This window comes from Nitrosomonas sp., assembly GCF_040240425.1.
In the GTDB taxonomy this organism is placed as follows: domain Bacteria; phylum Pseudomonadota; class Gammaproteobacteria; order Burkholderiales; family Nitrosomonadaceae; genus Nitrosomonas.
On sequence record NZ_QPHG01000007.1, the window covers coordinates 1 to 25,813 of the forward strand.

At 46.4% G+C, this 25,813-nt stretch carries 25 protein-coding genes; 4 read left to right on the plus strand and 21 right to left on the minus strand.

The annotated features are described in order from the left end of the window. Positions 1–193 precede the first annotated feature (193 nt). Both rpsT and DU481_RS03780 read right to left on the minus strand, forming a co-directional pair. The gene (gene rpsT, locus DU481_RS03775; protein WP_350132716.1) at positions 194–460 is read right to left on the minus strand and encodes a 30S ribosomal protein S20; all 267 of its coding nucleotides are present in this window, start codon (positions 458–460) and stop codon (positions 194–196) included. A gap of 177 nt (positions 461–637) precedes the next feature. Continuing rightward, positions 638–1,024 carry a hypothetical protein gene (locus DU481_RS03780; RefSeq protein WP_350132718.1) on the minus strand — a complete coding sequence of 129 codons (387 nt, stop codon included), beginning with the start codon at positions 1,022–1,024 and terminating at the stop codon, positions 638–640. 183 nt (positions 1,025–1,207) lie between these two features. Between DU481_RS03780 and DU481_RS03785 the strand changes: the two genes are divergently transcribed. Continuing rightward, positions 1,208–1,543 (plus strand): BAR domain-containing protein, encoded by a 336-nt coding sequence (locus tag DU481_RS03785; protein ID WP_350132720.1) that lies wholly within the window; start codon positions 1,208–1,210, stop codon positions 1,541–1,543. Here the strand turns inward: DU481_RS03785 and DU481_RS03790 are convergent. From DU481_RS03790 to DU481_RS03835, 10 genes are all read right to left on the minus strand, one after another. Next, entirely contained in the window at positions 1,536–1,985 is a 450-nt protein-coding gene (locus DU481_RS03790) for a GNAT family N-acetyltransferase (protein WP_350132722.1), read from the minus strand. The two genes, DU481_RS03785 and DU481_RS03790, sit on opposite strands and share 8 nt — an antisense overlap. Before the next feature lie 22 nt (positions 1,986–2,007). Continuing rightward, positions 2,008–3,303, minus strand: coding sequence for an adenylosuccinate synthase (locus tag DU481_RS03795; RefSeq protein ID WP_350132724.1), 1,296 nt, complete (start codon positions 3,301–3,303; stop codon positions 2,008–2,010). Positions 3,304–3,338: 35 nt separating this feature from the next. Further along, positions 3,339–4,490, minus strand: a complete 1,152-nt coding sequence (locus DU481_RS03800; RefSeq protein WP_350132726.1) for an ATP phosphoribosyltransferase regulatory subunit — start codon at positions 4,488–4,490, stop codon at positions 3,339–3,341. A gap of 42 nt (positions 4,491–4,532) precedes the next feature. Beyond that, positions 4,533–4,718, minus strand: coding sequence for a DUF2065 domain-containing protein (locus tag DU481_RS03805; RefSeq protein WP_090319596.1), 186 nt, complete (start codon positions 4,716–4,718; stop codon positions 4,533–4,535). Positions 4,719–4,929: 211 nt separating this feature from the next. Then, positions 4,930–5,805: a protease modulator HflC gene (gene hflC / locus DU481_RS03810; RefSeq protein WP_090319593.1), complete on the minus strand. Its 876-nt coding sequence runs from the start codon at positions 5,803–5,805 to the stop codon at positions 4,930–4,932. Then, the gene (gene hflK, locus DU481_RS03815) at positions 5,806–6,996 is read right to left on the minus strand and encodes an FtsH protease activity modulator HflK (RefSeq protein ID WP_350132728.1); all 1,191 of its coding nucleotides are present in this window, start codon (positions 6,994–6,996) and stop codon (positions 5,806–5,808) included. A gap of 30 nt (positions 6,997–7,026) precedes the next feature. After that, on the minus strand, positions 7,027–8,205 hold the full coding sequence (gene hflX / locus DU481_RS03820) for a GTPase HflX (RefSeq protein WP_502889906.1): 1,179 nt from the start codon (positions 8,203–8,205) through the stop codon (positions 7,027–7,029). Then, positions 8,205–8,450, minus strand: coding sequence for an RNA chaperone Hfq (gene hfq, locus DU481_RS03825; protein ID WP_090319587.1), 246 nt, complete (start codon positions 8,448–8,450; stop codon positions 8,205–8,207). Before hfq ends, hflX begins: the two co-directional genes overlap by 1 nt. Before the next feature lie 256 nt (positions 8,451–8,706). After that, positions 8,707–9,699 carry a cytochrome-c peroxidase gene (locus DU481_RS03830; protein WP_292669975.1) on the minus strand — a complete coding sequence of 331 codons (993 nt, stop codon included), beginning with the start codon at positions 9,697–9,699 and terminating at the stop codon, positions 8,707–8,709. A gap of 163 nt (positions 9,700–9,862) precedes the next feature. Then, positions 9,863–10,435, minus strand: a complete 573-nt coding sequence (locus DU481_RS03835) for an RNA pyrophosphohydrolase (RefSeq protein WP_350132733.1) — start codon at positions 10,433–10,435, stop codon at positions 9,863–9,865. Positions 10,436–10,644: 209 nt separating this feature from the next. On the opposite strand from DU481_RS03835, the gene DU481_RS03840 reads away from it, so the two are divergent. Together DU481_RS03840 and DU481_RS03845 are read left to right on the plus strand one after the other, a co-directional pair. After that, entirely contained in the window at positions 10,645–12,354 is a 1,710-nt protein-coding gene (locus DU481_RS03840) for a proline--tRNA ligase (RefSeq protein WP_350132735.1), read from the plus strand. Continuing rightward, complete coding sequence (locus DU481_RS03845; protein ID WP_292669978.1) at positions 12,342–12,932, plus strand: lytic transglycosylase domain-containing protein; 591 nt, start codon at positions 12,342–12,344, stop codon at positions 12,930–12,932. Before DU481_RS03840 ends, DU481_RS03845 begins: the two co-directional genes overlap by 13 nt. Before the next feature lie 26 nt (positions 12,933–12,958). On the opposite strand, the gene DU481_RS03850 is transcribed toward DU481_RS03845, so the two are convergent. The 9 genes from DU481_RS03850 to DU481_RS03890 all read right to left on the minus strand — a co-directional run bounded on the left by DU481_RS03850 (position 12,959) and on the right by DU481_RS03890 (position 22,560). Then, a complete protein-coding gene (locus DU481_RS03850) occupies positions 12,959–13,459 on the minus strand; it encodes a TlpA family protein disulfide reductase (protein ID WP_350132738.1) in 501 nt (166 codons plus the stop codon). Between the two features lie 18 nt (positions 13,460–13,477). After that, positions 13,478–15,010, minus strand: coding sequence for a 2-isopropylmalate synthase (locus DU481_RS03855; RefSeq protein ID WP_350132740.1), 1,533 nt, complete (start codon positions 15,008–15,010; stop codon positions 13,478–13,480). Between the two features lie 229 nt (positions 15,011–15,239). After that, positions 15,240–16,016, minus strand: coding sequence for a CDP-diacylglycerol--serine O-phosphatidyltransferase (pssA, locus tag DU481_RS03860; protein WP_350132742.1), 777 nt, complete (start codon positions 16,014–16,016; stop codon positions 15,240–15,242). A gap of 132 nt (positions 16,017–16,148) precedes the next feature. Continuing rightward, positions 16,149–16,814 carry a phosphatidylserine decarboxylase gene (locus DU481_RS03865; RefSeq protein ID WP_350132744.1) on the minus strand — a complete coding sequence of 222 codons (666 nt, stop codon included), beginning with the start codon at positions 16,812–16,814 and terminating at the stop codon, positions 16,149–16,151. 12 nt (positions 16,815–16,826) lie between these two features. Continuing rightward, positions 16,827–17,843, minus strand: coding sequence for a ketol-acid reductoisomerase (gene ilvC / locus DU481_RS03870; protein WP_350132746.1), 1,017 nt, complete (start codon positions 17,841–17,843; stop codon positions 16,827–16,829). A gap of 120 nt (positions 17,844–17,963) precedes the next feature. Beyond that, positions 17,964–18,455: an acetolactate synthase small subunit gene (gene ilvN / locus DU481_RS03875; protein WP_090319562.1), complete on the minus strand. Its 492-nt coding sequence runs from the start codon at positions 18,453–18,455 to the stop codon at positions 17,964–17,966. 8 nt (positions 18,456–18,463) lie between these two features. Beyond that, on the minus strand, positions 18,464–20,167 hold the full coding sequence (locus DU481_RS03880; protein WP_107803657.1) for an acetolactate synthase 3 catalytic subunit: 1,704 nt from the start codon (positions 20,165–20,167) through the stop codon (positions 18,464–18,466). Positions 20,168–20,230: 63 nt separating this feature from the next. Further along, positions 20,231–21,703, minus strand: coding sequence for a metalloprotease TldD (gene tldD, locus DU481_RS03885; protein ID WP_350132748.1), 1,473 nt, complete (start codon positions 21,701–21,703; stop codon positions 20,231–20,233). A 26-nt stretch (positions 21,704–21,729) separates the two neighbouring features. Next, the gene (locus DU481_RS03890; protein WP_107803676.1) at positions 21,730–22,560 is read right to left on the minus strand and encodes a carbon-nitrogen hydrolase family protein; all 831 of its coding nucleotides are present in this window, start codon (positions 22,558–22,560) and stop codon (positions 21,730–21,732) included. A gap of 264 nt (positions 22,561–22,824) precedes the next feature. Between DU481_RS03890 and glnE the strand changes: the two genes are divergently transcribed. Further along, complete coding sequence (gene glnE / locus DU481_RS03895) at positions 22,825–25,614, plus strand: bifunctional [glutamate--ammonia ligase]-adenylyl-L-tyrosine phosphorylase/[glutamate--ammonia-ligase] adenylyltransferase (RefSeq protein WP_350132750.1); 2,790 nt, start codon at positions 22,825–22,827, stop codon at positions 25,612–25,614. Positions 25,615–25,813: the final 199 nt, after the last annotated feature.

Sequence of the window (25,813 nt, forward strand, 5' to 3'; positions counted from 1 at the left end):
CCAGAGCTTTTACTTCCTCAATCCATCCGGTTCCCTCTGCCCGCACAGCTTCCCAAAACACAGGCAGGTAGCCTCCCCTAGACTACTTAGTCACCTCACCACTGTCAAGGGGACTGTAAACACGATACCATCTCGGATCCCGTTCTTCTCAATACTTTCTGCGCTATAAAATGAAAAAGTAAATTACTTATTCTTAGCTATTCAGCATTTTGATGGCCGCAGATAATCGGCTTTTATAACGCGCAGCCTTATTTTTATGAATGATGCCCTTACCAGCAATTGAATCCACAGTTCCCAAAGAACTATTAAAAGCATTTTGGGCCAATTCCTTATTTCCTGTTCCAATTGCCTTTCTAACCGATTTTATTGCAGTACGTAATTTAGACCGCAAACTGACATTGTATTCTCTGCGTTTGATCGCTTGTCTCGCACGCTTTCTTGCTTGTGCACTGTTAGCCATAAAAATCCACAGCTCCTTCAAAGAAAAAGGATTGGATACTACTTTCTTTTTTTCTATATTGCAACCATAACTGCCTAAAACCTGAGGTAAATCTACAAACCTCAAGTATTTTAATGACTACCACTCATCGTTATAATTTTTCAAAACTAGAATTATAAAAACGATGTTAGATTTTTACTAATTCTGTTTTATAGAACGCGGAGGTTTACAATAAAACCGCGATGGATATTCCGGATTGCGCTGTTTATTCCGAATAACATCACCGCCTTCATTGACACAAACCATTACCGATTTGTCTAGATTGGGAAAATATTCGTTTGATCCTGGTTGAGCCGAGGTTGGCGGCACCTTTTCTCTGATTCTGGCGCAGATATCTGGTTCATTTGGTTTCGGCCGGTCACTTTCCATCGCTGGCAATGGGCAAAGATTACATGGATCTCCAGGACATAAACAACCTTCACAATTGGCTAATGTCGGTGCGGCATAGGTAATTAGCCCTATACCGAACAATAAGCCCGCACTGATTTTAAATACTGATAACAACATTCTCACACTTTTCATCATACTTATTCACCTGAAAAATTTTATCTCAATTTTGTTTTTTTAGATCTTTAATAAAGATTTGATAACCGACAGCAATCAGCAGAAACATCTGCTTTTTGTTATACTGATTTTACCTCAACTTAGATTGAGCTAAGAGCAATGCAGAAAACTTTGAGTCCATAAATCATGATAATGAATTTCAATTTGAAACTAATTAAATCCACTTTATGCATACTAAGTGTTCTAATTGCCTCGTTTGCTCATGCCGAACCCATTGAACTTCTGCAAAAAAATGCCAGTGTGGCGTATGAAAAAATGATGAAAGCCAAGCAAACTGCAGAATCTTTGGCCAAAGACGCTACTTTTGCTGAGAAAAAACTGGTCTCAGCTAAGCAAAAAATGATGAAAGCCGAACGCGAAGCAGAAACAGCCAAAAGAAAATCGGAGCAAGCCAAAATCGCGATGGAGCAAGCAATTAATCGATGGAAGCAAGCTTCCGATATGCTGGCAAATGAATGGGGCACATCGGAGGTCAAATAATCAAAGCTGACTCTTTGAGAGATAACATCATTTTGACATGTGGAATACCGGCTTCCATGAATTCTTCTCCCACAACTTGGAATCCCAATTTTTTATAGAATGGTATAGCGCTCGTTTGAGCATGCAATTGCGCCTCAAACTGGCCCCGTCTTATTAATATCTGCAATAAAGTTGTCAACAACGCGCTGCCCAAACCTTGGCCACGCCATTCTTTTAATACCGCCATACGTCCGATATGACCATCCGGCAATAATCGCGCAGTCCCCACCGGTTGACCGGCGTTATTCAAAGCAAGCACATGCACGCTGACTGCATCAAACTGATCCCACTCCAATTCTTCCGGAACCTGCTGTTCGCGAATAAATACCGTTGTTCGTACTGCACGCAGAGCACTCTCCGCTTCTTCCCAACTAACGATTTGTACAGCATCAGCATGACGCACGATTAACTTCTGTCAAGCGGTATTATTTAAACGGATGACGCAGCAGAATCGTTTCTTCCCTATCCGGTCCAGTGGAAATCATATCGATCGGTATTTCACAAACTTCTTCAAGACGTTTCAGATAGTTTTGCGCCGCTTTGGGTAACTGTGTGAACTCCTTAATTCCAGCCGTATTTTCTGACCAGCCCGATATTTCCTCGTAGATTGGGTCACAGTTATCCAGGTCGTCAGCACCAACAGGGAGAATAGTGCTGCTGCTGCCATTGCTCAATTTGTAGCCAACGCCAAGATTCAAACTTTCGACACCATCCAATACATCCAGTTTAGTAATACATAACCCTGTTACGCCATTAATTTGTATCGAACGCTTCAGCGCGACCGCATCAAACCAGCCGCAGCGGCGTGGGCGTCCAGTAGTCGACCCAAATTCATGACCGCGCTTAGCCAGATGCTTGCCAACTTCGTCATCCAGTTCTGTAGGAAATGGCCCTGATCCAACCCGTGTGGTATAGGCCTTGGTAATTCCCAGGACATAATGCAGCATCTGCGGCCCCACTCCACTCCCGGGAGCTGCGGCGCCAGCCACGCAATTGCTTGATGTTACAAAAGGATATGTACCATGATCGACATCAAGTAGCGCGCCTTGCGCACCTTCAAACAACAGATTATTTCCCGCTTTATTTGCTTCAAATAACAATCGCGGAACATCGGCTAGCATGGGTTTGATTCTCTCGGCTTGGGCCAATGCATCATCCATTGTTTTTTGAAAATCTATAATCGGCGCTTGAAAATAATTTTTCAACACGAAATTATGATAATCCAGCATCTCACCCAGCTTGGCAGCAAAACGATCACGGTGAAACAGGTCCTGCAAGCGAATAGCCCGCCGTGCGACTTTATCTTCGTAAGCCGGTCCAATGCCACGCCCCGTAGTGCCTATTTTTCCGACACCCCTGGCAGTCTCGCGCGCGTTATCCAAGGCAATATGACAAGGTAAAATTAACGGGCAGGCTTCACTAATCCGCAATCGATTGCTGACATCAATCCCGCTTTGCTCCAACATATCAATTTCACTGAGCAGCGCCTCCGGCGAAATCACGACGCCATTACCGATATAACAAACCACCGTATCACGCAGAATACCGGAGGGAATCAGGTGCAATACGGTTTTCTTGTTGCCGATGACCAATGTGTGACCTGCGTTGTGTCCGCCTTGAAAACGCACGACACCTTGCGCATGATCCGTGAGCCAGTCGACGATTTTTCCTTTTCCTTCATCGCCCCACTGCGTACCAATGACGACAACATTCTTAGTCATAGTGCTAATCTCTAAAAAATTCTGTTTCCAAATGATTAAATTTCTTTAACGATCCATTGCCCGTCATGCAATATTAATTCCCTGTCGCAATCGAGAGATTTGCCTTTTTGCCCCGGCAATTCCACCACAACGATCTGCCCTGACTTACGCAATTGCTCAATTTTGTTTTCCAACTCAGTGTTTTTTTTCTGATAAGGCGCGCTGATTGCCTTTGGATACGATTGCGGCTTCATCAATCTGGACAATTCTCTTAAATCCATACTGAAACCTGTGGCCGGGCGGGCTCGCCCGAATGCTTTGCCTATTTCATCATAACGTCCGCCTAAAGCAATCGCATTGGAGCAACCGCTGGTATAGGCAGCAAAAACCATTCCGGTATGATAATGATAGCCGCGTAAATCGGCCAAATCGAATGCGATCTCTTCGACAATCGGTTTCAGCTCTTCTTTAGCAATGCTCAGTTCATTCAGGGCCGCTCTGATTTCCGGATAATCGGGTAATCGGCTGGCCGCATCAGTAAGCACTTTGTGATCGCCATACAGTTCAGGCAATAGCAATAATGCTTCTCGCGTTTGCTTTTGCAAATCCACACACAGTTCCTGTAAAGTGGACACATCTTTTGCTTGCAATGCCGCATAAAGCTCAGCTTCAAGTTCGTGCGAAATACCCGCGCCTTTAATCAAGCCACGAAAAACTGCGACATGACCAAGATCCAATTGGATTGCACTCACACCGGAGACAGTCAAGCACTGCAACATAAGCCGCTGAACTTCTAAGTCACTCTCCAGACCGGAATGACCATAAAGCTCTGCCCCTACTTGTAAAGGCTCTCGCGTTTTAGTTATGCCCGCGGGCACGGTATGCAATACGCTATTGGCATAACACAAACGTGTAATGCCTTCAAAATTCAACAAATGCGCGTCAATTCTTGCCACTTGCGGTGTCATATCGGCACGTAGCCCCATCATGCGGCCACTCAACTGATCAATCACCTTAAACATGTGCAAATCCATGTCACTGCCACTACCGGTCAGCAACGACTCTACATACTCCAATAAAGGCGGCACCACTTGTTGATAGCCTTGCACCATCAGCAGATCTATGATCTGGCGGCGCATACCTTCAATATGTATTGCTTCCGCAGGCAATATATCTTCAACAAACTCTGGAAGTAACCAATTGTGCATATTTACGATTGACGAGCTGTCAACAAAAAGAATAAAAAAACATCAACTGACGATCAGAAGCACCATTAATCCGACTAACATCGAAGTCAAACCTACAAACCGGATCTGATTATCGTTAATCTCCGTCAGTTTTCTAAATGCTTCCCGCCATGTCTGCGGTGATAGAAAGGGTAACATTCCTTCTAAAATTAACATCAATGCAACTGCATTAAGAAAAGTTTCCCACATACTCAGAACCACTCCGGTTTAATCGTGCCAACATAATTTCTCTACAAGAAGCAGAAAAATTAAGAGGTTCTGATGTAATCGCATATACAAGAACCATTACGATTTCCAGAACCTCTTTCTCAGTCATTACATAATCGAGTTACATAAAAACCACCTAGGTATGCAATGCAGAAATTGCGTTTATACCTTCATCCATACCACTCCTCGTTACCTACTTGCTGACTGCCGGGTTTCTCAGATACTTGAAGAAATCGGAGGTAGGTTCCAACACTAACATGTCACCCTTGTTCTTGAATGACTGTTTATAAGCATCAACGCTACGCCAGAAAGCATAAAACTCCGGATCTTTCTGAAATGCAGTGGCATAAGTCGCTGCTGCTTGACTATCACCATCACCCATCGTTTTTTGCGCTTCTCGGTAAGCTTCAGCTAATATGACTTCACGCTGTCTGTCGGCATCCGCGCGAATTTTCTCTGATTCAGCCGCACCGGTAGAACGTAATTCGTTGGCAACTCTTTTACGCTCCGCTTCCATACGTCTAAATACCGACTCGCTGACCTCTTGCGGAAGATCAACACGCTTCAAGCGCACATCGACTACTTCCACACCAATAGAGCGCGCATCGTTATCCGCTTTCTGGCGCATAATTTCCATAATGACATCACGCTCACCCGAAACTACGTCATGAACAGTGCGATTACCAAATTCATCGCGCAAACTTGCATTGATAGTCTGCGCCAAACGTGTTTGCGCCAGTGCTTCATCACCACGCACACTGATGTAATATTGTTTCACATCGACAATACGCCATTTCACAAACAAATCCACCAGAACGTTCTTTTTTTCTGAAGTAATAAAACGTTCGGGTTCTTCGGTATTCATTGTAAGAATACGTTTCTCAAAATAACGTACATTATGTGCGATTGGAATTTTGAAATATAAACCAGGTTCGGTTTTAACATCGATAACTTCACCCAGTTGGAACAAAATAGCTTGCTGCCGTTCATCCACAACATAAATAGCTGAGCTACCCAGAAAAAAAATTGCGATAACAATGCCTGAAAATACTGATGTAAAACTTTTCATCTATCTTGCCTCCCGTTCGCGACTGCGAAAAGATTCTCGAGCCCGCACACTGCCGCTCTCAGTTGTCGTTTCCTGCATCATAGGCTGCACGGCGACAGGTGAAACCGATGATGGCGCTCCACTCATATTAACCAACTTATCCAATGGCAAGTACAAGAGGTTGTTACCGCTTTTCTGATCAACAATAATCTTGCTGGTGTTAGAAAGCACTTGCTGCATCATATCTAGATATAGACGTTCACGCGTTACTTTCGGCGCTTTGCTATATTCAGCAAGAATTTGTTCGAAACGGCTGGCGTCACCCTCCGCACTGACAATCACGCGTTGCTTATAACCCTCTGACTCCTGAATCAATCGAGCCGCATTACCTACCGCTCTTGGAATTACGTCATTGGCATAAGCCTGGCCTTCGTTCTTTTGCCGTTCTCTGTCTTGTCCGGCTTTAACCGCATCATCAAAAGCTGCTTGAACTTGCTCAGGCGGTTGGGCATTTTGCATCGTTACTCTGCTGATCGAAATACCAATCTCGTAACGATCCAAAATCTTCTGCATTAATTGCGTTGCATTAGCTGCAACTTGCTCACGGCCTTCGTAAAGAACGTAGTCCATTTTACTTTTACCGATTACTTGACGGATTGCCGTTTCTGCCGCTTGCAAAACAGCTTCGTCAGGATTCCTATTCTTAAATAGGAAATTTTCCGGATTATTCAATATGTATTGCACCGCAAATTGAATATCAATGATGTTTTCATCATCGGTTAACATCAATGATTCCCGCAATACTTTACTGCGCACATTGTTACGATAACCAATTTCAACCGTGCGAACTTGACTGACGTTTACTACTTCCACTTTCTCGACCGGGTAAGGTATATGCCACCGCAAACCTGCCGGAGCGGTATCTACATACTGGCCGAAACGTAACACAACGCCTCTATGCCCTTCATCCACTATATAAAATCCGCTTGCCGACCAGACTACCGCAAGCAAACCAAGAATCACTGCGATGCTACTGCCACTTTGCGGCTTAGGGCTTGGAGTATTAGAGCCAGAGCCGTCATCGCCTCCACCACCTTTTTTTTGCCCGAAAATATTATTGATCTTTTTGTTGACATTACGCAGTACATCATCCAGATCCGGCGGACCAGAATCACCTTTGTTTTTTCCCCATTGTGGATCATTTAATCCCATAACAATTCCTGTTTTGTTCGTTCAAAAAAGTTATTGTACCGTAGCACAATCTCCAGTTATTTTCGGAATATCTGTAGGTTCTTCATATAATTTCTTAGAGTTTTCTACTACTGCTTCTGTCAATGCCTGCCTTACAAGTGCTATTCCTTCACCAGTTTTTGCACTTAAACGAATGCGAGATATTCTATCATATTCGTCACGTGTACAACCTTTACTAGCTTCTGCAAAGTCAGTCAGATCAATCTTATTTAAGATTAAAATTTGCGGAATCGTATCAGCGCCAATCTCTTTTAAAATTTTATTCACTTCTTCGATTTGCTCATCCCGGTTAGGGCTGCTGGCATCGATAACATGCAACAAGATATCGGCTTGCACGGTTTCTTCAAGTGTGGCACGAAAAGCTGCCACCAAGGTATGCGGTAGTTCTCGAATGAATCCTACCGTGTCGGAAATGACTACCGGCCCTCCTTCAGCAAGAAATAATTTTCGTGTCGTCGTGTCCAATGTAGCAAACAATTGATCGGCGGCATACGTTTGAGCGCGAGTCAACTTATTAAATAGAGTCGATTTCCCTGCATTGGTATAACCGACAATAGATACCGACAATACATTGGTACGCTGCCTTGAGCGCCTCCGCACAGTACGCTGGCGCTGCAGAGTTGCAAGTTTCTCTTTGAGCAATTTAACACGCTTTCGAATCAAACGGCGATCTGTTTCCAACTGAGTTTCACCCGGACCACGCAAACCAATACCCCCTTTTTGCCGCTCCAGATGAGTCCAACCCCGCACAAGACGCGTCACCAGATACTCAAGCTGTGCAAGCTCTACTTGTAATTTTCCTTCATGACTTTTAGCACGCTGAGCAAATATATCCAAAATCAGACTGGTGCGGTCAATGACGTTACAATTTAACCGCAAAGATAAATTGCGTTGCTGTGCCGGAGACAAATCATGATTGAATATAACGAGTGTAGCGTTGTTTAACGAGATCAACCGTGCAATCTCGTCGACTTTACCGCTACCGATATAGGTCGTTGGATCAGGCCGCGAACGCTTCCCTTCCAGAACCGCTGCAACTTGGAGTCCTGCGCTAATAGCCAGTTGCTGCAATTCCTGCAAGCTATCAGCATGAGTGCTACTGCCAAAATCAATACCAACCAGTATCGCTGCAACAGCAGCATTCGCTTTATCCATACCTGATTCAAGCATCAGGCATCACGTGCATCCAATGTTTCAATAGGAATAGTAACGGCTCTTGCGGGCACTACCGTAGAAATCGCATGTTTGTATACCATTTGCGTAACCGAGTTTTTCAACAACACAACATATTGATCAAATGAATCAATTTGCCCTTGCAATTTAATACCATTCACTAGATATATCGATACCGGAATATGCTCTTTCCGTAATATATTCAAAAACGGATCTTGCAGTAACTGTCCCTTGTTACCCATGGGTAACTCCCTATTCTAATTATTGGTTATTGGAATAGTGACTCTACTTTATTTTTTAATGTAAATCTATACCTGATTGCACTAATACAGTAGAGCCGTCATATTAATCTAAATCAACTACTGCCCGTAGCATCACTACCCTATTGGCGACTCACAGGCATTCAGATTGTTTGTTGGCACCCTGAATGCCTGGATATTGATTCCCCGGCTTTGTTTCAATATTAAAATTGCTTATTTTTCAGTCAGCCACTCATTATTAGAACGGTACAGGTCTTGGGGTATTATTGTTGGAAGGTGGTAAAACCGGCAGTTTAATATCAGGCTGATCACCGGTTAGTGTTTTTAAGAAAGCAACAATGCTATCAATTTCTTTCTTATTGAAATCACGGTCCAACTGAATTTTACCCATTGTTTTTACTGCATCTTCCAATGTTGCTGCCGCGCCATCATGAAAGTAGGGATAGGTTAACTCAATATTGCGCAAAGTCGGTACTTTGAAAACATTCAAGTCAGTATCCTTTCCAGTGACCCCTTTTCTTCCTTCCGCTTTGCTTGCGGTTTTATAAGGATGATGCACACCGAATTTCTGATAAAGCGCGCCGCCAACTGCTGGGCCGTTATGACAACCGGCGCAGCCGCTGCTCTTGAATAATTCGTAACCTTCCACTTCTTGAGCATTCAATGCTTTTTTGTCACCTTCCAGCCATTTATCGAAACGCGAACCCGGTGTAACAAGTGTTTCTTCAAAAGCAGCGATCGCAGTGGTAACCCGGTCAATATCAACCTGATCGGAACCAAATGCTTTTGCAAAATGAGCACGGTACTGAGGAATGGATTGCAGCACTTCGACAGCCACTTTATGGGTTGAAGCCATTTCACCTGGATTAGCAATTGGGCCACCGGCTTGCTCTTTCAGATCCTTAGCCCGTCCATCCCAGAATTGCGCCAAGTTCATGCTGGCATTAAGGACGGTTGGTGCATTAATCGGGCCTTGTTGCCATTTATGACCGATTGAGGTAGGAATATTATCCGTTCCGCCCATGCTCAGATTATGGCAAGAGTTGCATGAAATAAATCCTGATTTTGACAGACGGGGATCAAAAAACAGCATCTTACCCAGTTCAACCACATCAGCATTTGCTACTTTTGCAGCTTTAATGGGCTGAATAGGTTCATTGGCTGAAACATTAATCGAAGTGACAAGAGCGCCAATCGATAACAGCGACGCAACCACTGCACGTATCTTCATCGGTATTCTCCATAAGTAAATAAATAAAAAACGGCTGTAGTGGCGCAGCCGATTACGCCTGATGAAACACCCACACATGGGAATTTGTAAAAAGCGGAACGGCTCAACTTCGTTCCTGTTACTTGCAGGACGACTTAAAAACCCTGCAAAACTCTCAGACGAACTACTCGTTTACTTCCAGTTGATCGGCCAGGATCTCTCTCGATCCTTTGAGTAGAATTTTTTGATCATATCCCGCCCCGATACTTTGGTTGGGACAAGAATCCGTTTTTAACAAGCGCGACAATTCCGTCAGCGCTTGCTTATATACTTTACGTTTGAATTCAACAACCGAATCCAATTCAATCCAATACTGGTTCCAGCGCCAAGCATCGAATTCGGGGTGCGCGCTCCTGCGCAATGAAACATCACTATCGCGCCCGATCAAACGCAGCAAATACCAAATTTGCTTTTGTCCCTTGTAATTCCCCCGCCACTCCCGCCGGATCCAGCGATCGGGAACCTCGTACCGTAACCAATCCCGTGTGCGCCCAACAATCTCTACGTGATTTGGACGCAACCCGATCTCTTCGCTTAATTCCCGATACATGGCCTGTTCGGGACTTTCTCCCGACTTAATGCCGCCTTGAGGAAATTGCCAAGAATTTTGTCTAATACGTTTGCCCCAGAATACCTCATTTTTTGAATTCAGGAGGATAATACCGACATTGGGGCGATATCCATTACGGTCAATCATATGGAATACTCATTTGACCCATCAAATGGGTGGATTTTTTCATACTTTTCTTTAGATTGAAAGTGCTCGAAGAATAAAAATCCTAGCACTCCAGCATTTTCATCAATCTCAATTAAATTACTTATTCGGCATATAGGGACTAATCCCCACTTAACCAAGTATTTCAAGGTAAAATCGTCACAATTTTATTTTCATAATGGAATCCCCTCATGCGCGTTTCGCAATTTTTTATTTCAACGCTTAAAGAAGCTCCCGCCGAAGCGGAGCTCATCAGTCACAAACTCATGCTCCGTGCCGGACTCATCAAGCGCTTGGGGAGCGGATTGTATACTTGGATGCCATTAGGTTTGAGGGTATTACGTAAAATAGAGAATATCGTGCGGGAGGAAATGAACAAAAGCGGCGCCATCGAAGTGCTCATGCCCGCAATACAACCAGCGGAATTGTGGCAAGAAACCGGCCGTTGGGATGTTTTCGGGCCGCAAATGCTAAAAATCAAGGATCGTCATGAGCATGACTTTTGTTTCGGCCCCACGCACGAAGAAATCATCACCGACATCGCACGCAAGGAAATTAAAAGCTACCGCCAGCTGCCACTCAATTTTTATCAAATTCAAACAAAATTCCGCGATGAAATCCGGCCGCGCTTCGGTGTCATGCGCGCGCGCGAATTTATCATGAAGGATGCTTATTCATTCCATACCGATGAAAACAGTTTGATGCAAACGTATCAACTCATGTATGAAACTTACAGCCGCATTTTCACCCGCCTCGGATTGAAATTCCGTGCCGTTGCAGCCGATACCGGCGCCATCGGGGGCAGCGGCTCTCATGAGTTTCATGTATTAGCGGATTCCGGAGAAGATGCCATCGCGTTTTGCCCTGACTCGGACTATGCCGCCAATATCGAATTAGCTAACGCATTATTTGCTCAACAAGAACGTGATACGCCGGATGGCGATATGCAAAAAGTAGCAACTCCCGGTAAAAAGACTTGTGCCGAGGTTGCCGAATTTTTAAAAATCCCGCTGCAAAAAACCGTCAAAACGCTGGCTGTCAAAGCTAATGACGAAATATTCCTCTTGCTGCTACGAGGTGATCATCAGCTCAATGAATTAAAAGTAAGAAAAATACCCTTTTTATCTGGGTTTCAGATGGCCACTGAAGAGGATATTCTACGCACCACTGGAACAGTGCCCGGATATATCGGCCCTGTCGGTTTGGAAACTCGTGTAATTGCTGATCAAGCGGTCATGAATATGAGTAATTTTGTGTGTGGCGCTAATGCAGAAGGCTTTCATTTGACGCAGGTAAACTTTGTACGCGATCTCAAACTACCCGATCACGTCTTTGATATCCGCAATGTTGTTCCGGGCGATGATTCTCCGGACGGCAAAGGTAAACTGGAAATTTGCCGCGGCATTGAGGTGGGTCATATTTTCCAATTACGTACCAAATATTCCGAAATCATGAAAGCCAACTATCTCGATGAATCAGGCCAAACTCAAAATATGGAAATGGGGTGCTATGGAATCGGTATCTCACGCATTGTCGCAGCTGCCATCGAACAAAATCACGATGATCATGGCATTATTTTCCCTGATACCATCGCGCCTTTTCAACTTGCGATCGTACCCATCGGCCTACAAAAAAGCGCTCTCGTCAAAGATACCGTGGAAAATCTCTACCAACAGTTCACCGATGCACAGATCGAAATACTCTTGGATGATCGCGATGAGCGCCCCGGTGTCATGTTTGCCGATATGGAATTAATCGGCATTCCGCACCGGATTGTTGTCGGCGAACGAGGACTCAAGCAATCGACCATTGAATATCAAGGACGGAAAGATCAAGCTTCACAAGCGGTACACATTGATGAAATTTTTTCATTCATATCGGCCAAGCTATGCAAAAACTAATCGGTACACTCTTCTTATTATTCTCATCCAGTTTCATTCATGCCAACAATTTGCAGTATGAACAGCTATCTGCCAGTACGCAGACCATCACTTTTCATGAGAAAAGTGATCAAGCGGCTTCGTATATCGAATATGCCGCTGTAGCAGACAGCGTAACCTGGCTGATCAACATGAGCCGACGTATGGAAAAATACATACCGGATCTGATCGAGCGGGAGGAATTTCTGAGAACGGTTTATTACGAAGCAATACGGGCTGGGTTGGATCCGCAGTTAGTGTTAAGCATCATCCAAGTCGAAAGCGGTTTTAAGAAATATGCCGTTTCACATGCCGGTGCACGCGGCTATATGCAAGTTATGCCATTCTGGACTGGCGTAATCGGCCACCAAGATCACAATCTGTTTCATTTGCGCGTGAATTTGCGCTACGGCTGCACCATTCTGCGCCATTATCTGAATAAGGAAAAAGGCGACTATTTCCGTGCATTAGGACGATACAACGGCAGTCTCGGAGAAGCCGCCTACCCGCAATTGGTGTTCAACAAATGGCAGACGGTTTGGCGCTATTCGGCATCCTGACCGGATAGAATGAACCATCGGTGAAATCAGTGTTTTTGATTAACACTTTTTTTGTTTGATTTTGAGTCTATAAACTCTTCAATACTCTCGCGCGAAATAATCCCCTGCTGACGCGCAGCCGGGTTTCCCTCCGGATCAAAAAAATAGGTACTGGGCAATAACGAAACGTCATCCAGCTGGGAAGCAATTTTCCGGTCACCCAACACAATGGGATAGTTAATGGACATGGATTTCACAAAATCCAACACCACTTTCGGGTCATCCACATCCATCGCGACTCCGATCACGATCAGATCTTCGCGTTGCTCATACAGCGCAATCAAGTCGGGAATTTCTTTCAAGCAGGGCGGGCACCACGTCGCCCAAAAATTGACCAGCACCCAACGCCCTTTGTAATCCGTAAGTTTATGAATTTTCCCGGTTGTGTCTTGGAACTGAAATGCTTGCACTGAGAAGCTCAACAGCAAGACAATCAAACAAAATAATACTGTGACATTACGTTTCATCATCTTGTGCAGAGCTTCCATTTTATTTATTCATCCCAGCTACACTTGCGGGTGAGCCCGTTCCAGCTTGCTGTGGAGTTTATTCAACGCGCTCAGATAAGCCTTTGCCGAAGCGACAACGATATCCGTATCGGAGCCATGCCCGTTTACGATACGGTCGGATTTCTGTAATCGCACAGTCACTTCACCTTGCGCATCGGTTCCACTGGTAATATTGTTCACCGAGAACAGTTGCAGCTTAGCTTCACTGGCCAGTAACGTCTCAATCGCGCGGAAAGTTGCATCCACAGGACCGCTGCCTTGAGACTCGGCACGCATCTCCTTACCATCATCGGAAATCACGATGCGTGCATACGGCACTTCACCGGTTTCACAATGCACAGTGAGCGATATAAGGCGGTAACGCTCCTGTAACACCAGCACCTCATCAGAAACCAGCGCTTGCAAGTCTTCATCGAAGATTTCATGTTTCTTATCCGCCAGCTCCTTGAAGCGCATGAACGTATTATTGAGCATTTCTTCGGATTCCAACTCGATTCCCAGTTCCATCAAACGGTTACGGAAAGCATTACGGCCTGAGTGTTTCCCCAGCAATAATTTATTCGCGCCCCACCCGACATCTTCCGCCCGCATGATTTCGTAGGTTTCACGATGCTTCAACACACCATCCTGATGAATGCCGGATTCATGTGCAAAAGCATTAGCGCCTACAATTGCTTTATTAGGCTGTACCGGAAAACCGGTAATGCCGGACACCAGCTTACTGGCCGATACGATATGCGTGGTATCGATTTTTGTATCGCAGGGAAAATAATCCTGGCGCGTACGCACAGCCATCACGATCTCCTCCAGCGCAGCGTTGCCTGCGCGTTCTCCCAGGCCGTTGATCGTACATTCAACCTGACGCGCACCATTCATCACAGCGGTCAATGAATTGGCCACAGCCAGCCCTAAGTCATTATGACAATGAACCGAAAAGATCGCTTTATCGGAATTCGGTATGCGTTCACGCAGATTATGAATCAGCTTGCCGAATTGATCGGGCATTGTATAGCCAACCGTGTCCGGAATATTCAATGTCTTTGCACCGGCGTCAATCACTGCTTCCAATATCTGGCAGAGAAAATCAATTTCCGACCGGCCGGCATCTTCCGGAGAAAACTCAACGTTATCGGTATATTGGCGCGCCCATTTCACCGCTTTCACTGCCTGTGTGATCACTTGGTCAGGTGACATGCGCAGCTTTTTCTTCATATGAATCGGCGATGTTGCAATAAACGTATGAATGCGAGCCGATTGTGCGCCTTTCAATGCTTCACCGGCACGTTGAATATCCGCTTCAATCGCCCGCGCCAAACCGCAGACGACACTGTCTTTAACCGAATCGGCAACCGCCTTGACTGCCTCAAAATCTCCGTTGGAAGCTGCGGGAAAACCGGCTTCAATGACATCGACACCCATGCGCTCCAGTTGCCAGGCAATGCGCACCTTCTCTTCTTTCGTCATGGATGCACCAGGACTTTGCTCACCGTCACGTAACGTCGTATCAAAAATAATCAAATGCTCTTGCATTATGCTCTCCGCTTGAGGAAGAAAACCTTAATGAATAATAAAACTCGTGATGCGAATTTTATAGGGAAGAAAGGGAAATAGGGGGAGAAAATTTTAGCGCGCAAGGCGCAGCAGCAGTTCCACTAGAACTGTGGAAGCTGGAATAAAATGCAATGATTGGGTAAAGTGCTTAGAAAACATGATGGACGGGAATATAAATAGTTTTTCCTTTGGACGCAATAGGTAATCTTCAAGTACCGGGTGTCTCACTATTTTTCTTATTTCTGCCAAACCGCCATAACTTCACAAAATAACCGGAAAATGCATAAACCGCGAACAAAATGAATAAGACCAGCGGCGGATGACTCGGAATCAAAACAAAGAAGAACAGCACTAATAACAGGACTGTAAAAAACGGCACGCGGCGGCGTAAATTAAACTCCTTGCCGCTGTAGTATGGAATATTGCTAACCATCGTCAAACCGGCAAATAAAGTCACGATGGAAGCCAATCCCTTAATATCGCTTCCTTGCACTTGAAAATCAATCGTTACCCAAACCAATCCCGCAATTAATGCAGCAGCAGCCGGACTGGGCAGACCTTGAAAGAAACGTTTATCGACCACTTCGATGTTGGTATTGAAACGCGCAAGCCGCAATGCGGCACAAGCACAATAAATGAATGCAATAATCCAACCCCATTGCCCCATTTCCTTCAATGCCCATTCATACACAATCAATGCCGGTGCAACACCAAAAGAAACCATGTCCGACAAGCTATCGTATTCAGCGCCGAACTCGCTTTGGGTACCCGTCAATCGCGCTACTCTGCCATCCAATCCATCCAGTACCATAGCAATGAATACCGCGATTGCCGAATATTCAAAATTTCCGTTCATCGCCTGCACGATGGCATAAAACCCGGCAAATAATGCAGCCGTCGTAAATAAATTGGGTAACAGATAGATGCCGCGCCGTCTCAGCCGGGCTTTCAGTACGGTTCGTTCTGGTAGAGAATCAGGCGTCATGAGCGTTTTAATAAAAGGATACGAAACGGAAATATACTCAGTTAAAAATCAATGACAAGAATCACGAGAAACTTGACTCAATACCAGTTATTGATTCTGCAACGCTAGCACAAAAAGTGAAACGCGGTTCCTTCAAACCACCGGTTTAGCTTCTTCGCGAAATTCCGCCAATACGGTCAGTGTCGCCGACACCTTATCTCCGATATTGACATTGATTTTAGTATCCAGCGGCAAATATACATCCACTCGCGAACCAAACCTGATAAAGCCGAAACGTTGACCGCGCGTCAAATGCTCGCCGGGTGATACGTGACAAAGTATACGTTTGGCAATCAACCCGGCAACTTGCACACAGGTCACATCGGCGCCATTATCCGTTTTAATCCATAACGCATTGCGTTCATTCTCCAGCGAAGCCTTGGGTAAGTCCGCATTAATGAATTTTCCCGGGAAGTACCATTTGTCACGCACTTCTCCATCAACCGGGCTGCGGTTGGAATGCACATTAAATACATTCATAAACACGCTGATTTTGAGCGCTTCGCGATTCAAATAAGGGTCTTGCGTTTTTTCTACCGCCACAATTCTGCCATCAGCCGGTGCCAATATGGCATTGCGATTCTCCGGCACTTCGCGCGGCGGGTCGCGAAAAAATTGCAGAACAAAAAGAGCAATCACCCAGAACGGGAGCGCCCAAAGCCAACCAATTAATTCTGTTGCGCCAAGCGCGGCGACAAACGCAATCGCAATGTGTAACCAGCCTTCGCGAGCAATGATAGGATGGGGATAATGAGCCATAAAGTTAATTTTTTAGTTTTTACCTTGATCAACCAATTTATTCTTCTTGATCCATGGCATCATGTCGCGCAACTTAGCCCCCACTTGCTCGATTTGATGTTCGGATGCAATACGGCGGCTTGATTTAAGCACCGGTGCGCCAGCCTGATTTTCCAGAATGAACTCGCGCGCATACTCACCAGTTTGAATCTCCCGCAGAATTTTACGCATTTCAGCACGTGTCTCATCCGTAATAATACGTGGTCCGCGTGATACATCACCATATTCCGCATTATTGGAAATTGAGTAACGCATATTGGCGATACCGCCCTCATAAATCAGATCGACAATCAATTTAACTTCATGCAAGCACTCGAAATACGCCATTTCCGGCGCATAACCGGCTTCCACCAGCGTCTCAAAACCAGCTTGAATCAGCGCAGTTAAGCCGCCACATAGCACCACTTGTTCTCCGAACAAGTCTGTTTCGGTTTCTTCGCGGAAACTGGTTTCAATCACACCGCCCCGAGTTCCGCCGTTAGCAGCTGCGTAAGAAAGTGCCAGATCTCGCGCTTTACCGGATTTATCCTGATGCACGGCGATCAGTGATGGCACACCACTACCTTGTAGATAGGTCGAGCGTACCAGATGACCTGGCCCTTTGGGTGCAATCATGATCACATCAAGATCTTCACGTGGCGTCACTTGTCCATAATGCACGCTGAAACCATGCGCAAATGCCACTGTCGCATTTTTCTTCAAGCCGGACTCGATTTCTCTTTTATATACCGATCCAATTTGTTCATCGGGCAATAAAATCATGACGACATCAGCATCTTTAACTGCTTCAGCAACTTCCATAACCTTCAATCCGGCTTTTTCCGCTTTACCCCAAGATAATCCGCCTTTACGCAGACCGACAGTTACTTTCACACCGGATTCACTCAAATTGTTAGCATGCGCGTGACCTTGCGAGCCATAACCCAATATCGTTACTTTTTTCCCCTTAATCAGAGATAAATCTGCGTCTTTGTCGTAATAAACTTTCATTATTTTCCTTTTAAACAAAAATAGGATAGAAACAGGCGGGTAATAGAGAGAATACTATTTTAGCGAATGAATCACTCTGGATTGCCAGCCTAAAAACCGGGATTAATCAGTAAGTACGGATTATACCTTTAAAATCCATTCTCCGCGCCCTATGCCGGAAGCGCCGGTACGTACTGTTTCCAGAACCGCGCTGCGCTCGATTGCTTCAAGAAACGCATCCAGTTTCGAGCTGGTGCCCGTTAACTCAATGGTATAGGACTTATCCGTAACGTCGATGATAGAACCACGGAAAATTTCGGCGAGCCGTTTGATTTCTTCGCGATCTGGGCCTACCGCGCGGACTTTGACCAGCATCAACTCGCGTTCGATATGATTGCCGTCATTCAAATCGATGATTTTGACTACTTCAATCAGTTTGTTCAACTGCTTGGTCACTTGCTCCACGACTTCATCCGATCCAATCGTTACCAGCGTCATCCGCGACAATGTGGGATCCTCGGTAGGTGCAACTGAAAGTGACTCAATATTATAGCCGCGCGCCGAGAACAGACCTGCTACACGAGACAAAGCACCTGCCTCATTTTCCATCAATAAAGAAATAATATGTCGCATTTATTTTTCTACACCAGAATCATTTCAGAAAGACCTTTGCCGCCCGGTACCATAGGGAATACGTTTTCGGTCTGATCGGTAATAAAGTCCATAAACACCAGCTGATCTTTCAGTTTGAATGCCTCTTTCAGCGCATCTTCCACATCTTCCGGTTTTTCAATCTTCATTCCGACATGCCCATAACTTTCAGCCAGTTTAACAAAGTCGGGCAGCGCATTCATGTAGGATTCCGCATAGCGGTTACCATGGAAAAACTCCTGCCACTGCCTGACCATGCCCATATAACGATTATTCAAATTAATGATTTTCAGCGGCAGTTTGTATTGCTTGCAAGTTGATAATTCCTGTATGCACATCTGGATACTCGCTTCGCCGGTAATACACGCAACCTTCCCTTTCGGATTAGCGAGCTGCACCCCCATCGCGGCAGGCATACCGAATCCCATCGTGCCCAATCCGCCGGAATTGATCCAGCGCCGCGGTTTATCGAACTTATAAAACTGCGCTGCCCACATCTGATGCTGCCCGACATCCGACGTAATAAACGCATCGCCCTTGGTAACATTGAACAGTTTCTCAATCACCATCTGCGGTTTGATGATTTTGCTGCTCCGGTCAAATTTCAAACAGTCCCGCTCACGCCACAGCTCGATCTGTTTCCACCATTCTTTCAACGCGGTTTGATCCGGCTTTTCTTTCTCGGCTTTGAGTAGCTTGATCAGCTCTTTCAACACATCCAGAACATCACCTACGATTGGCACATCCACTTTGACGCGTTTTGAAATAGAAGACGGATCAATATCGATATGAATGATCTTTCTGTTTTCGTTGAAAAAGTGCTTCGGATTGCCGATCACACGGTCGTCAAAACGGGCACCCACGGCTATCAGAACATCACAATACTGCATCGCCATGTTCGCTTCATACGTGCCATGCATGCCCAGCATACCCAGCGATTGCTTATCGGTTGCAGGATATCCGCCCAATCCCATCAGCGTATTGGTGCAAGGAAAATTCAGCAGTTGCGTTAACTCGGTCAATTGCGGCGCGGCATCGCTTAGTATTACCCCGCCACCCGCGTACACCATCGGCCGCTTAGCGCTGAGAATCAATTCCGCCGCTTTCTTAATTTGCCGTGAATGCCCTTTGGTCACGGGATTATAGGAACGCATACTGATCTTATCCGGGTATACGAACTTGGTTTTTTGCTGTGAGATGTCTTTTGGGATATCCACCAGCACGGGACCAGGTCGTCCGGTTGAAGCGATATAGAAAGCTTTTTTGATAGTCAGCGCCAGTTCGGTGATATCTTTCACCAGAAAGTTATGTTTGACGCATGGGCGCGTGATACCCACAGTGTCAACTTCCTGAAATGCATCGAGACCAATAGCGCTGGTAGGCACTTGTCCGCTAATTATCACCATTGGAATTGAGTCCATATATGCCGTAGCAATACCGGTTACCGCGTTGGTAACACCCGGACCTGATGTCACCAGCGCCACGCCCACTTTATTACTGGAGCGCGCATAGCCATCGGCGGCATGTATCGCAGCCTGTTCATGGCGCACTAAAATGTGCCGGACTTTATCCTGCTTGAACAATTCATCATAAATAAATAACACCGCACCGCCAGGATAGCCGAAAATACACTGCACTCCTTCTTCCTGCAGACAACGTATCGTAATTTCAGCACCGGTTAATTCCACGCTCATGCTTTCTGCATCCCAATATCAATTTCAACAAGTTATAAAAAAATTCTAATTATCATCGCATCGTCAAATTCCTGTCCCGCCGACAGTCAATCCATCGATGCGCAATGTCGGCTGCCCGACACCTACCGGCACACTCTGACCTTCTTTCCCGCAAGTCCCGACACCCGGATCCAGCAGCATATCGTTGCCAATCATGGAAACCCGGGTCAGCACATCAGGCCCGTTACCGATTAAGGTCGCCCCTTTAACAGGGTAGGTGATTTTACCATCTTCAATCATATAGGCTTCAGCAGCTGAAAAAACAAATTTCCCGCTGGTGATATCAACCTGACCGCCACCAAAGTTTGCCGCGTACAAACCATGCTTCACCGAGGCGATAATTTCCGCCGGATCTTTGTCGCCGTTCAACATATACGTATTCGTCATGCGCGGCATAGGAATATGCGCGAACGATTCACGCCGGCCATTGCCGGTTACCGGCAAATCCATCAAGCGGGCATTCAGGCTATCCTGCAAGTAGCCCCTCAGTATGCCATCTTCTATCAATACAGTACATTGTGTCGGATTACCTTCGTCATCGATATTTAACGACCCGCGCCGCCGTGGAATCGTTCCGTCGTCGACAACCGTAACACCGGGAGCGGCAACGCGTTGACCGACACGCCCTGAGAAAGCCGAGCTGCCTTTACGGTTGAAATCCCCTTCCAATCCATGACCGATTGCTTCATGTAGCAAAATCCCAGGCCAACCGCTTCCTAAAACCACTGTCATCGTGCCAGCCGGTGCCGGACAGGCATCCAGATTGACCGTGGCTTGATGAATAGCTTTTTTTGCATAATCGTGCAAAATCTCATCGGTAAAATAAGCATAACTGAAGCGTCCGCCGCCACCGGCTACCCCCTGTTCACGGCGGCCGTTCTCTTCCGCGATCACTTGCACTGATAAACGAACCAGCGGTCTTACATCGGCCGCAACCAATCCGTCACTGCGCGTCACCAGGATCACTTCATACTCGCCAGCAAGTGATGCCACCACTTGCGTCACACGCTGATCAAGCTGCCGAGTAATGCGTTCCAATCTTTCCAGTAGCGCTACCTTATCCGCATCCTTAAGGCTCGCTATCGGATCTTCGGGCAAATAAAGCTGTGATCGTTGATCAATTGCATTACGTTTCACAATTTGAGCTGACTGGATACTGCCTTGATTGGCAATCGCCCGTGTTGCTTGAGCGGCTGACACCAACGCCGGCATGCTGATATCGTCGGAATAAGCAAATCCGGTTTTTTCTCCACAGACCGCACGGACACCGACACCTTGCTCAATATTGAAGCTACCCGATTTAACAATACCTTCTTCCAGCATCCAGCCTTCGGAGCGGCTATACTGAAAATAAAGATCAGCATAATCGATTTTATGCGTCAGTATCTGTCCTAATACGTGTTGCAATCCGCTTGTATCGATATCATAAGGCGACAACAAGCAGCGATCGGCAATCGCAAGAAAGTCCTTTGACTCTGTCATATATTCGGTTGTCATTTATGCTGTTCTATCAATCGCTTTGATTAACATGGCTGTAAAATCCGGTGATCTAACGCGGGTAAATTAGTGCGTAAGCTGGTTTGATACTCCGGATCGATTGCCGCAACCACGGCTCCGGAACCACGCGGCAACCGTTCCATGACAACCCCCCAAGGATCAACGATCATGCTATCGCCGTTGGTTTCACGCCCATTGACATGATAACCGCCTTGTCCGGGCGCAATCACGTAAGCCATATTCTCAACCGCGCGCGCACGTACCAGCACTTCCCAGTGCGCTTTTCCGGTAATCGCCGTAAAAGCCGCAGGCGCCAAAATAATATCAACATTATTCATCAGGCGGAATAATTCCGGAAACCGCAGATCGTAGCATATCGACAGACCGATACGGCCAAAGGGCGAATCGACTGTCACCACTTTGTTTCCCGCCTTAATGGTTTTTTCCTCGGCGTAATGCTCATGACCGAGCTGCAGACCAAACAGATGAATCTTATCGTAGCGCGCAACCTGTTCGCCGTTATCCGCGTAAACCAAACAGCTATTATAGACTTTATCCGGTTCGGATGACGCCAGCGGCACTGATCCGCCCACCAACCAAATCCCCAGCCGTTTGGCCGTATCACTGAGAAATTTCTGAATTTGTCCGTCACCCGGTTGCTCCCGGACCGCTAGCTTATCAGTATCTTTCATTCCCATGATGCAAAAATACTCCGGCAATACTACCAGTTCCGCTTTCTGAGAAGCGGCATCTTCAATCAAGCGCGCAGCTTCTTCCAGATTAGCGGATACGCTCGGACCCGAAGCCATTTGAATGGCGGCGACACGAAAGCCTTTATGTTTTTTGTTTTCCATCATTGCTTGTTGCTGTTTAGTGGTATTGTTTAACATAGTTGTTCGACTGTTCTGATTTTTAAAATGAATCAGCCAATAATCAACACCGTGAGCAAATCCCTTTTTAAATTACGTTATCATTAAGTGATTTTCTTTTTATTAACTATCTTATAGAAAATAAAGATCTCCGCTACAGGGTTGATTCTAGCATTTACTCTGATAACGTTCTATTTTGATTTATGCTTAATCTGAAATGCTTTGCTATTCTATAGCCTTTACCGCCCGATTATGCCCATAACCGCTCCCCCATCCGCTGCAACCCTCGCCGCCGCATTACCTTTCAGCCGCTATGCACAACGCATATTGGATAGTGAGCCGATGCGGAAGATCGCGCTGCAGGAAACGCTGCACCTGCCCTTCCGCAGAGAGGAGATGCAGGCTTTTCTTAATTCGCAAGCTGGTAAAATTGCCCATGAAGAAGCTTTACATCAGGCCCTGCGCGATCTGCGCAAACAGGTCATGCTGCGGCTCGCCGTGCGCGACATCAGCGGCCAAGCCGATTTGTTCGAAGTGATGTCCAGCATGACCGATCTCGCCGAAGTCACGATCAACTTCGCTTTACAACACCATGAAATCTGGCTGACGCAATCGGATCGTTTCGGATTCCCGAGGGGGGGAAACAGCAGCGCCATTCAGCATTTGCTGGTGGTAGCCATGGGCAAACTGGGCGGCGGTGAACTGAATGTATCATCGGATGTTGATTTGATTTTTGTTTATCCCGAAGATGGCGAGACCGATGGCGCCAAGCCGATTTCAAACCATGAATTTTTTGCCCGCCTGGGGCGCAAACTAATCGCCAGTCTCAATGATTTGACCATCGATGGTTATGTATTCCGGGTTGACATGCGGTTACGCCCTCATGGCGAAAACAGCCCTTTAGCGATCAGCTTTTCCATGCTGGAAGAATATTTCATCAAGCATGGACGAGAATGGGAGCGCCATGCCTGGATCAAAGGCCGGGTGATCGCCAATCACACCGGCACAGAGGCCGAGTCGATTTTGATGGAAAAAATTGTCCGGCCTTTTGTGTTCCGCAAATATCTGGATTTCAGCGCGTACGAATCGATGCGCCGCTTGCATGCGCAATTGCGCAAGGAGGTCGAGCGCCGCGAAATGCACGACAACATTAAACTGGGGCCGGGCGGCATTCGTGAAATCGAATTTATCACGCAAGTTTTTCAGTTGATTCGCGGCGGCCGCGATGTGGATCTGTGTATCCGTCCAACGCTCAGTGTTTTGCAGCGGCTGCGAAAAAAACAGCAACTCCCGATGGAGACCGTGACGGAACTTATCGATGCTTATCTGTTTCTGCGCAAATTGGAACATCGTCTGCAATATCTCGACGATCAGCAAACACAAACGCTGCCGCTAAATGTAGACGACCAAACGCTGATTGCCACCGCCATGGGATTTCCCAATTATGCAGCTTTCATGGAGCAGCTCGATATTCACCGGAATGACGTAACGCGTCACTTTGAGCTCATTTTTGCCACTCCACGGAAGTCATCCGCGCACGACACGCTGGCCAATTTGTGGCAAGCCGAAACACAAGACGTTTCGCAAACCGAAGCCGCCACCATGCAACTGAGCACATTCGGATTTAGTAATCCGGTCAAAATTTCGGAACGGCTACGGTTGTTTTATCAGGGTAGTTTTTATCAGCAACTACCTAAAACCAACCGTGAGCAAATCAATACCTTAATTCCGCTGTTGATTGAAGCAGTGGCCGGGCTACCTCCGGTTGAGGCCACGTTGGAGCGCATGCTGCAGCTGATGGAAAAAATCAGCCCACAAACATCGTATCTGGCGCTGCTGCTCGAACATCCGCACACACTGCATCGCGTAGCGGAACTCGCTAGCATCAGCCAATGGGCTAGCGATTATCTCGGACGGCACCCTATTCTGCTGGACGAATTACTGCGGCAGGAATCGCCACATCCTGTTCCCGATTGGAACGCACTCCACGATGAGCTCGTCTATCAACTCAATCATGTCAACAACCCCAAGGATGACGTCATCGAGTGGCAAATGGACGTTTTACGTCACTTTCAACACGCTCAGGTATTCCGCCTGCTGGTCACCGACCTGGAAGGATCACTGCTGCTCGAAACGCTCAGCGATCATCTAACTGCGTTAGCTGATCTAATGCTCGATACAGTGCTGAATTTAGCCTGGTCCGGCCTGAAGAGACGTCACCGGGCAGAACCCGCGTTTGCGATCATCGGTTATGGCAAATTGGGCGGCAAAGAACTCGGTTATGCTTCCGACCTCGATCTGATTTTTCTTTATGAGGACGATCATCCCGATGCTGCGGAAATCTATACCAAGCTTGGACAAGGTATCAATGCCTGGCTCACGCGTCATACATCGGCGGGCCTATTGTACGAAACGGATCTGCGCTTACGCCCTAATGGTGTTTCTGGATTATTGGTCAGCTCGATAGAAGCTTTTGCGCAATACCAGCGCGAACAAGCTTGGGTATGGGAGCACCAGGCATTAACCCGGGCTCGTTTCGTCGCTGGCGATCAACCAGTGGGCGCGGCATTCGAGCACACGCGCAAGGAAATTCTGTGCAAACCGCGCAATCTTGGTGAACTCAAGCAGGAGATTCTGAAAATGCGCGAGAAAATGTTGGATGTCCATCCCAATCCAACCACGCTGTTCGACATCAAACACGACCGCGGCGGCATTATCGACGTGGAATTCATCGTGCAGTATCTGGTATTGGGTTATTCTTCTCGCTACCCACAATTAACAGGCAATATCGGCAATATCGCACTACTGAAACTCGCTGGTGAACTAGGACTGATTTCCCAGAGTACAGCTGATGAAGTACGCTCCGCATACCGGGAATTCCGGCGCATTCAACACCGCTTACGATTGAATGGCGACGTGGACATGACCGGTAATGCGCCCATCGATGGGCAAACTCAGAAATTCACTCGAGTGGAAGGCGGTCATTTAAAAGATGATCGCATGGCGGTGTTGGCGTTATGGGAGGAAGTATTTGGCAATTAACAAAATGAATTCTGATCCCTGTAAAATCTATACAGAACGTGAGACATTCCCTGATCCTCGAAACAATCTCAAGTATCAAATACAACCCGATAAATTAACAAAGATTACATAACAAATTTTCAGAATTAAAATTCTGGCATAGTTTCTGCTATAGACACTACACACACTTGGTGTGCCTTACTCAACCCAAAGGAGAACA

Excerpts from the sequence above, each read along its gene's own strand:
- rpsT (WP_350132716.1), bottom strand. The coding sequence starts at position 460 with ATGGCTAACAGTGCACAAGCAAGAAAGCGTGCGAGACAAGCGATCAAA.
- DU481_RS03780 (WP_350132718.1), bottom strand. The coding sequence starts at position 1,024 with ATGATGAAAAGTGTGAGAATGTTGTTATCAGTATTTAAAATCAGTGCG.
- DU481_RS03795 (WP_350132724.1), bottom strand. The coding sequence starts at position 3,303 with ATGACTAAGAATGTTGTCGTCATTGGTACGCAGTGGGGCGATGAAGGA.
- DU481_RS03800 (WP_350132726.1), bottom strand. The coding sequence starts at position 4,490 with ATGCACAATTGGTTACTTCCAGAGTTTGTTGAAGATATATTGCCTGCG.
- DU481_RS03805 (WP_090319596.1), bottom strand. The coding sequence starts at position 4,718 with ATGTGGGAAACTTTTCTTAATGCAGTTGCATTGATGTTAATTTTAGAA.
- hflC (WP_090319593.1), bottom strand. The coding sequence starts at position 5,805 with ATGAAAAGTTTTACATCAGTATTTTCAGGCATTGTTATCGCAATTTTT.
- hflK (WP_350132728.1), bottom strand. The coding sequence starts at position 6,996 with ATGGGATTAAATGATCCACAATGGGGAAAAAACAAAGGTGATTCTGGT.
- hflX (WP_502889906.1), bottom strand. The coding sequence starts at position 8,205 with ATGCTTGAATCAGGTATGGATAAAGCGAATGCTGCTGTTGCAGCGATA.
- hfq (WP_090319587.1), bottom strand. The coding sequence starts at position 8,450 with ATGGGTAACAAGGGACAGTTACTGCAAGATCCGTTTTTGAATATATTA.
- DU481_RS03830 (WP_292669975.1), bottom strand. The coding sequence starts at position 9,699 with ATGAAGATACGTGCAGTGGTTGCGTCGCTGTTATCGATTGGCGCTCTT.
- DU481_RS03835 (WP_350132733.1), bottom strand. The coding sequence starts at position 10,435 with ATGATTGACCGTAATGGATATCGCCCCAATGTCGGTATTATCCTCCTG.
- DU481_RS03840 (WP_350132735.1), top strand. The coding sequence starts at position 10,645 with ATGCGCGTTTCGCAATTTTTTATTTCAACGCTTAAAGAAGCTCCCGCC.
- DU481_RS03845 (WP_292669978.1), top strand. The coding sequence starts at position 12,342 with ATGCAAAAACTAATCGGTACACTCTTCTTATTATTCTCATCCAGTTTC.
- DU481_RS03850 (WP_350132738.1), bottom strand. The coding sequence starts at position 13,459 with ATGGAAGCTCTGCACAAGATGATGAAACGTAATGTCACAGTATTATTT.
- DU481_RS03855 (WP_350132740.1), bottom strand. The coding sequence starts at position 15,010 with ATGCAAGAGCATTTGATTATTTTTGATACGACGTTACGTGACGGTGAG.
- pssA (WP_350132742.1), bottom strand. The coding sequence starts at position 16,016 with ATGACGCCTGATTCTCTACCAGAACGAACCGTACTGAAAGCCCGGCTG.
- DU481_RS03865 (WP_350132744.1), bottom strand. The coding sequence starts at position 16,814 with ATGGCTCATTATCCCCATCCTATCATTGCTCGCGAAGGCTGGTTACAC.
- ilvC (WP_350132746.1), bottom strand. The coding sequence starts at position 17,843 with ATGAAAGTTTATTACGACAAAGACGCAGATTTATCTCTGATTAAGGGG.
- ilvN (WP_090319562.1), bottom strand. The coding sequence starts at position 18,455 with ATGCGACATATTATTTCTTTATTGATGGAAAATGAGGCAGGTGCTTTG.
- DU481_RS03880 (WP_107803657.1), bottom strand. The coding sequence starts at position 20,167 with ATGAGCGTGGAATTAACCGGTGCTGAAATTACGATACGTTGTCTGCAG.
- tldD (WP_350132748.1), bottom strand. The coding sequence starts at position 21,703 with ATGACAACCGAATATATGACAGAGTCAAAGGACTTTCTTGCGATTGCC.
- DU481_RS03890 (WP_107803676.1), bottom strand. The coding sequence starts at position 22,560 with ATGATGGAAAACAAAAAACATAAAGGCTTTCGTGTCGCCGCCATTCAA.
- glnE (WP_350132750.1), top strand. The coding sequence starts at position 22,825 with ATGCCCATAACCGCTCCCCCATCCGCTGCAACCCTCGCCGCCGCATTA.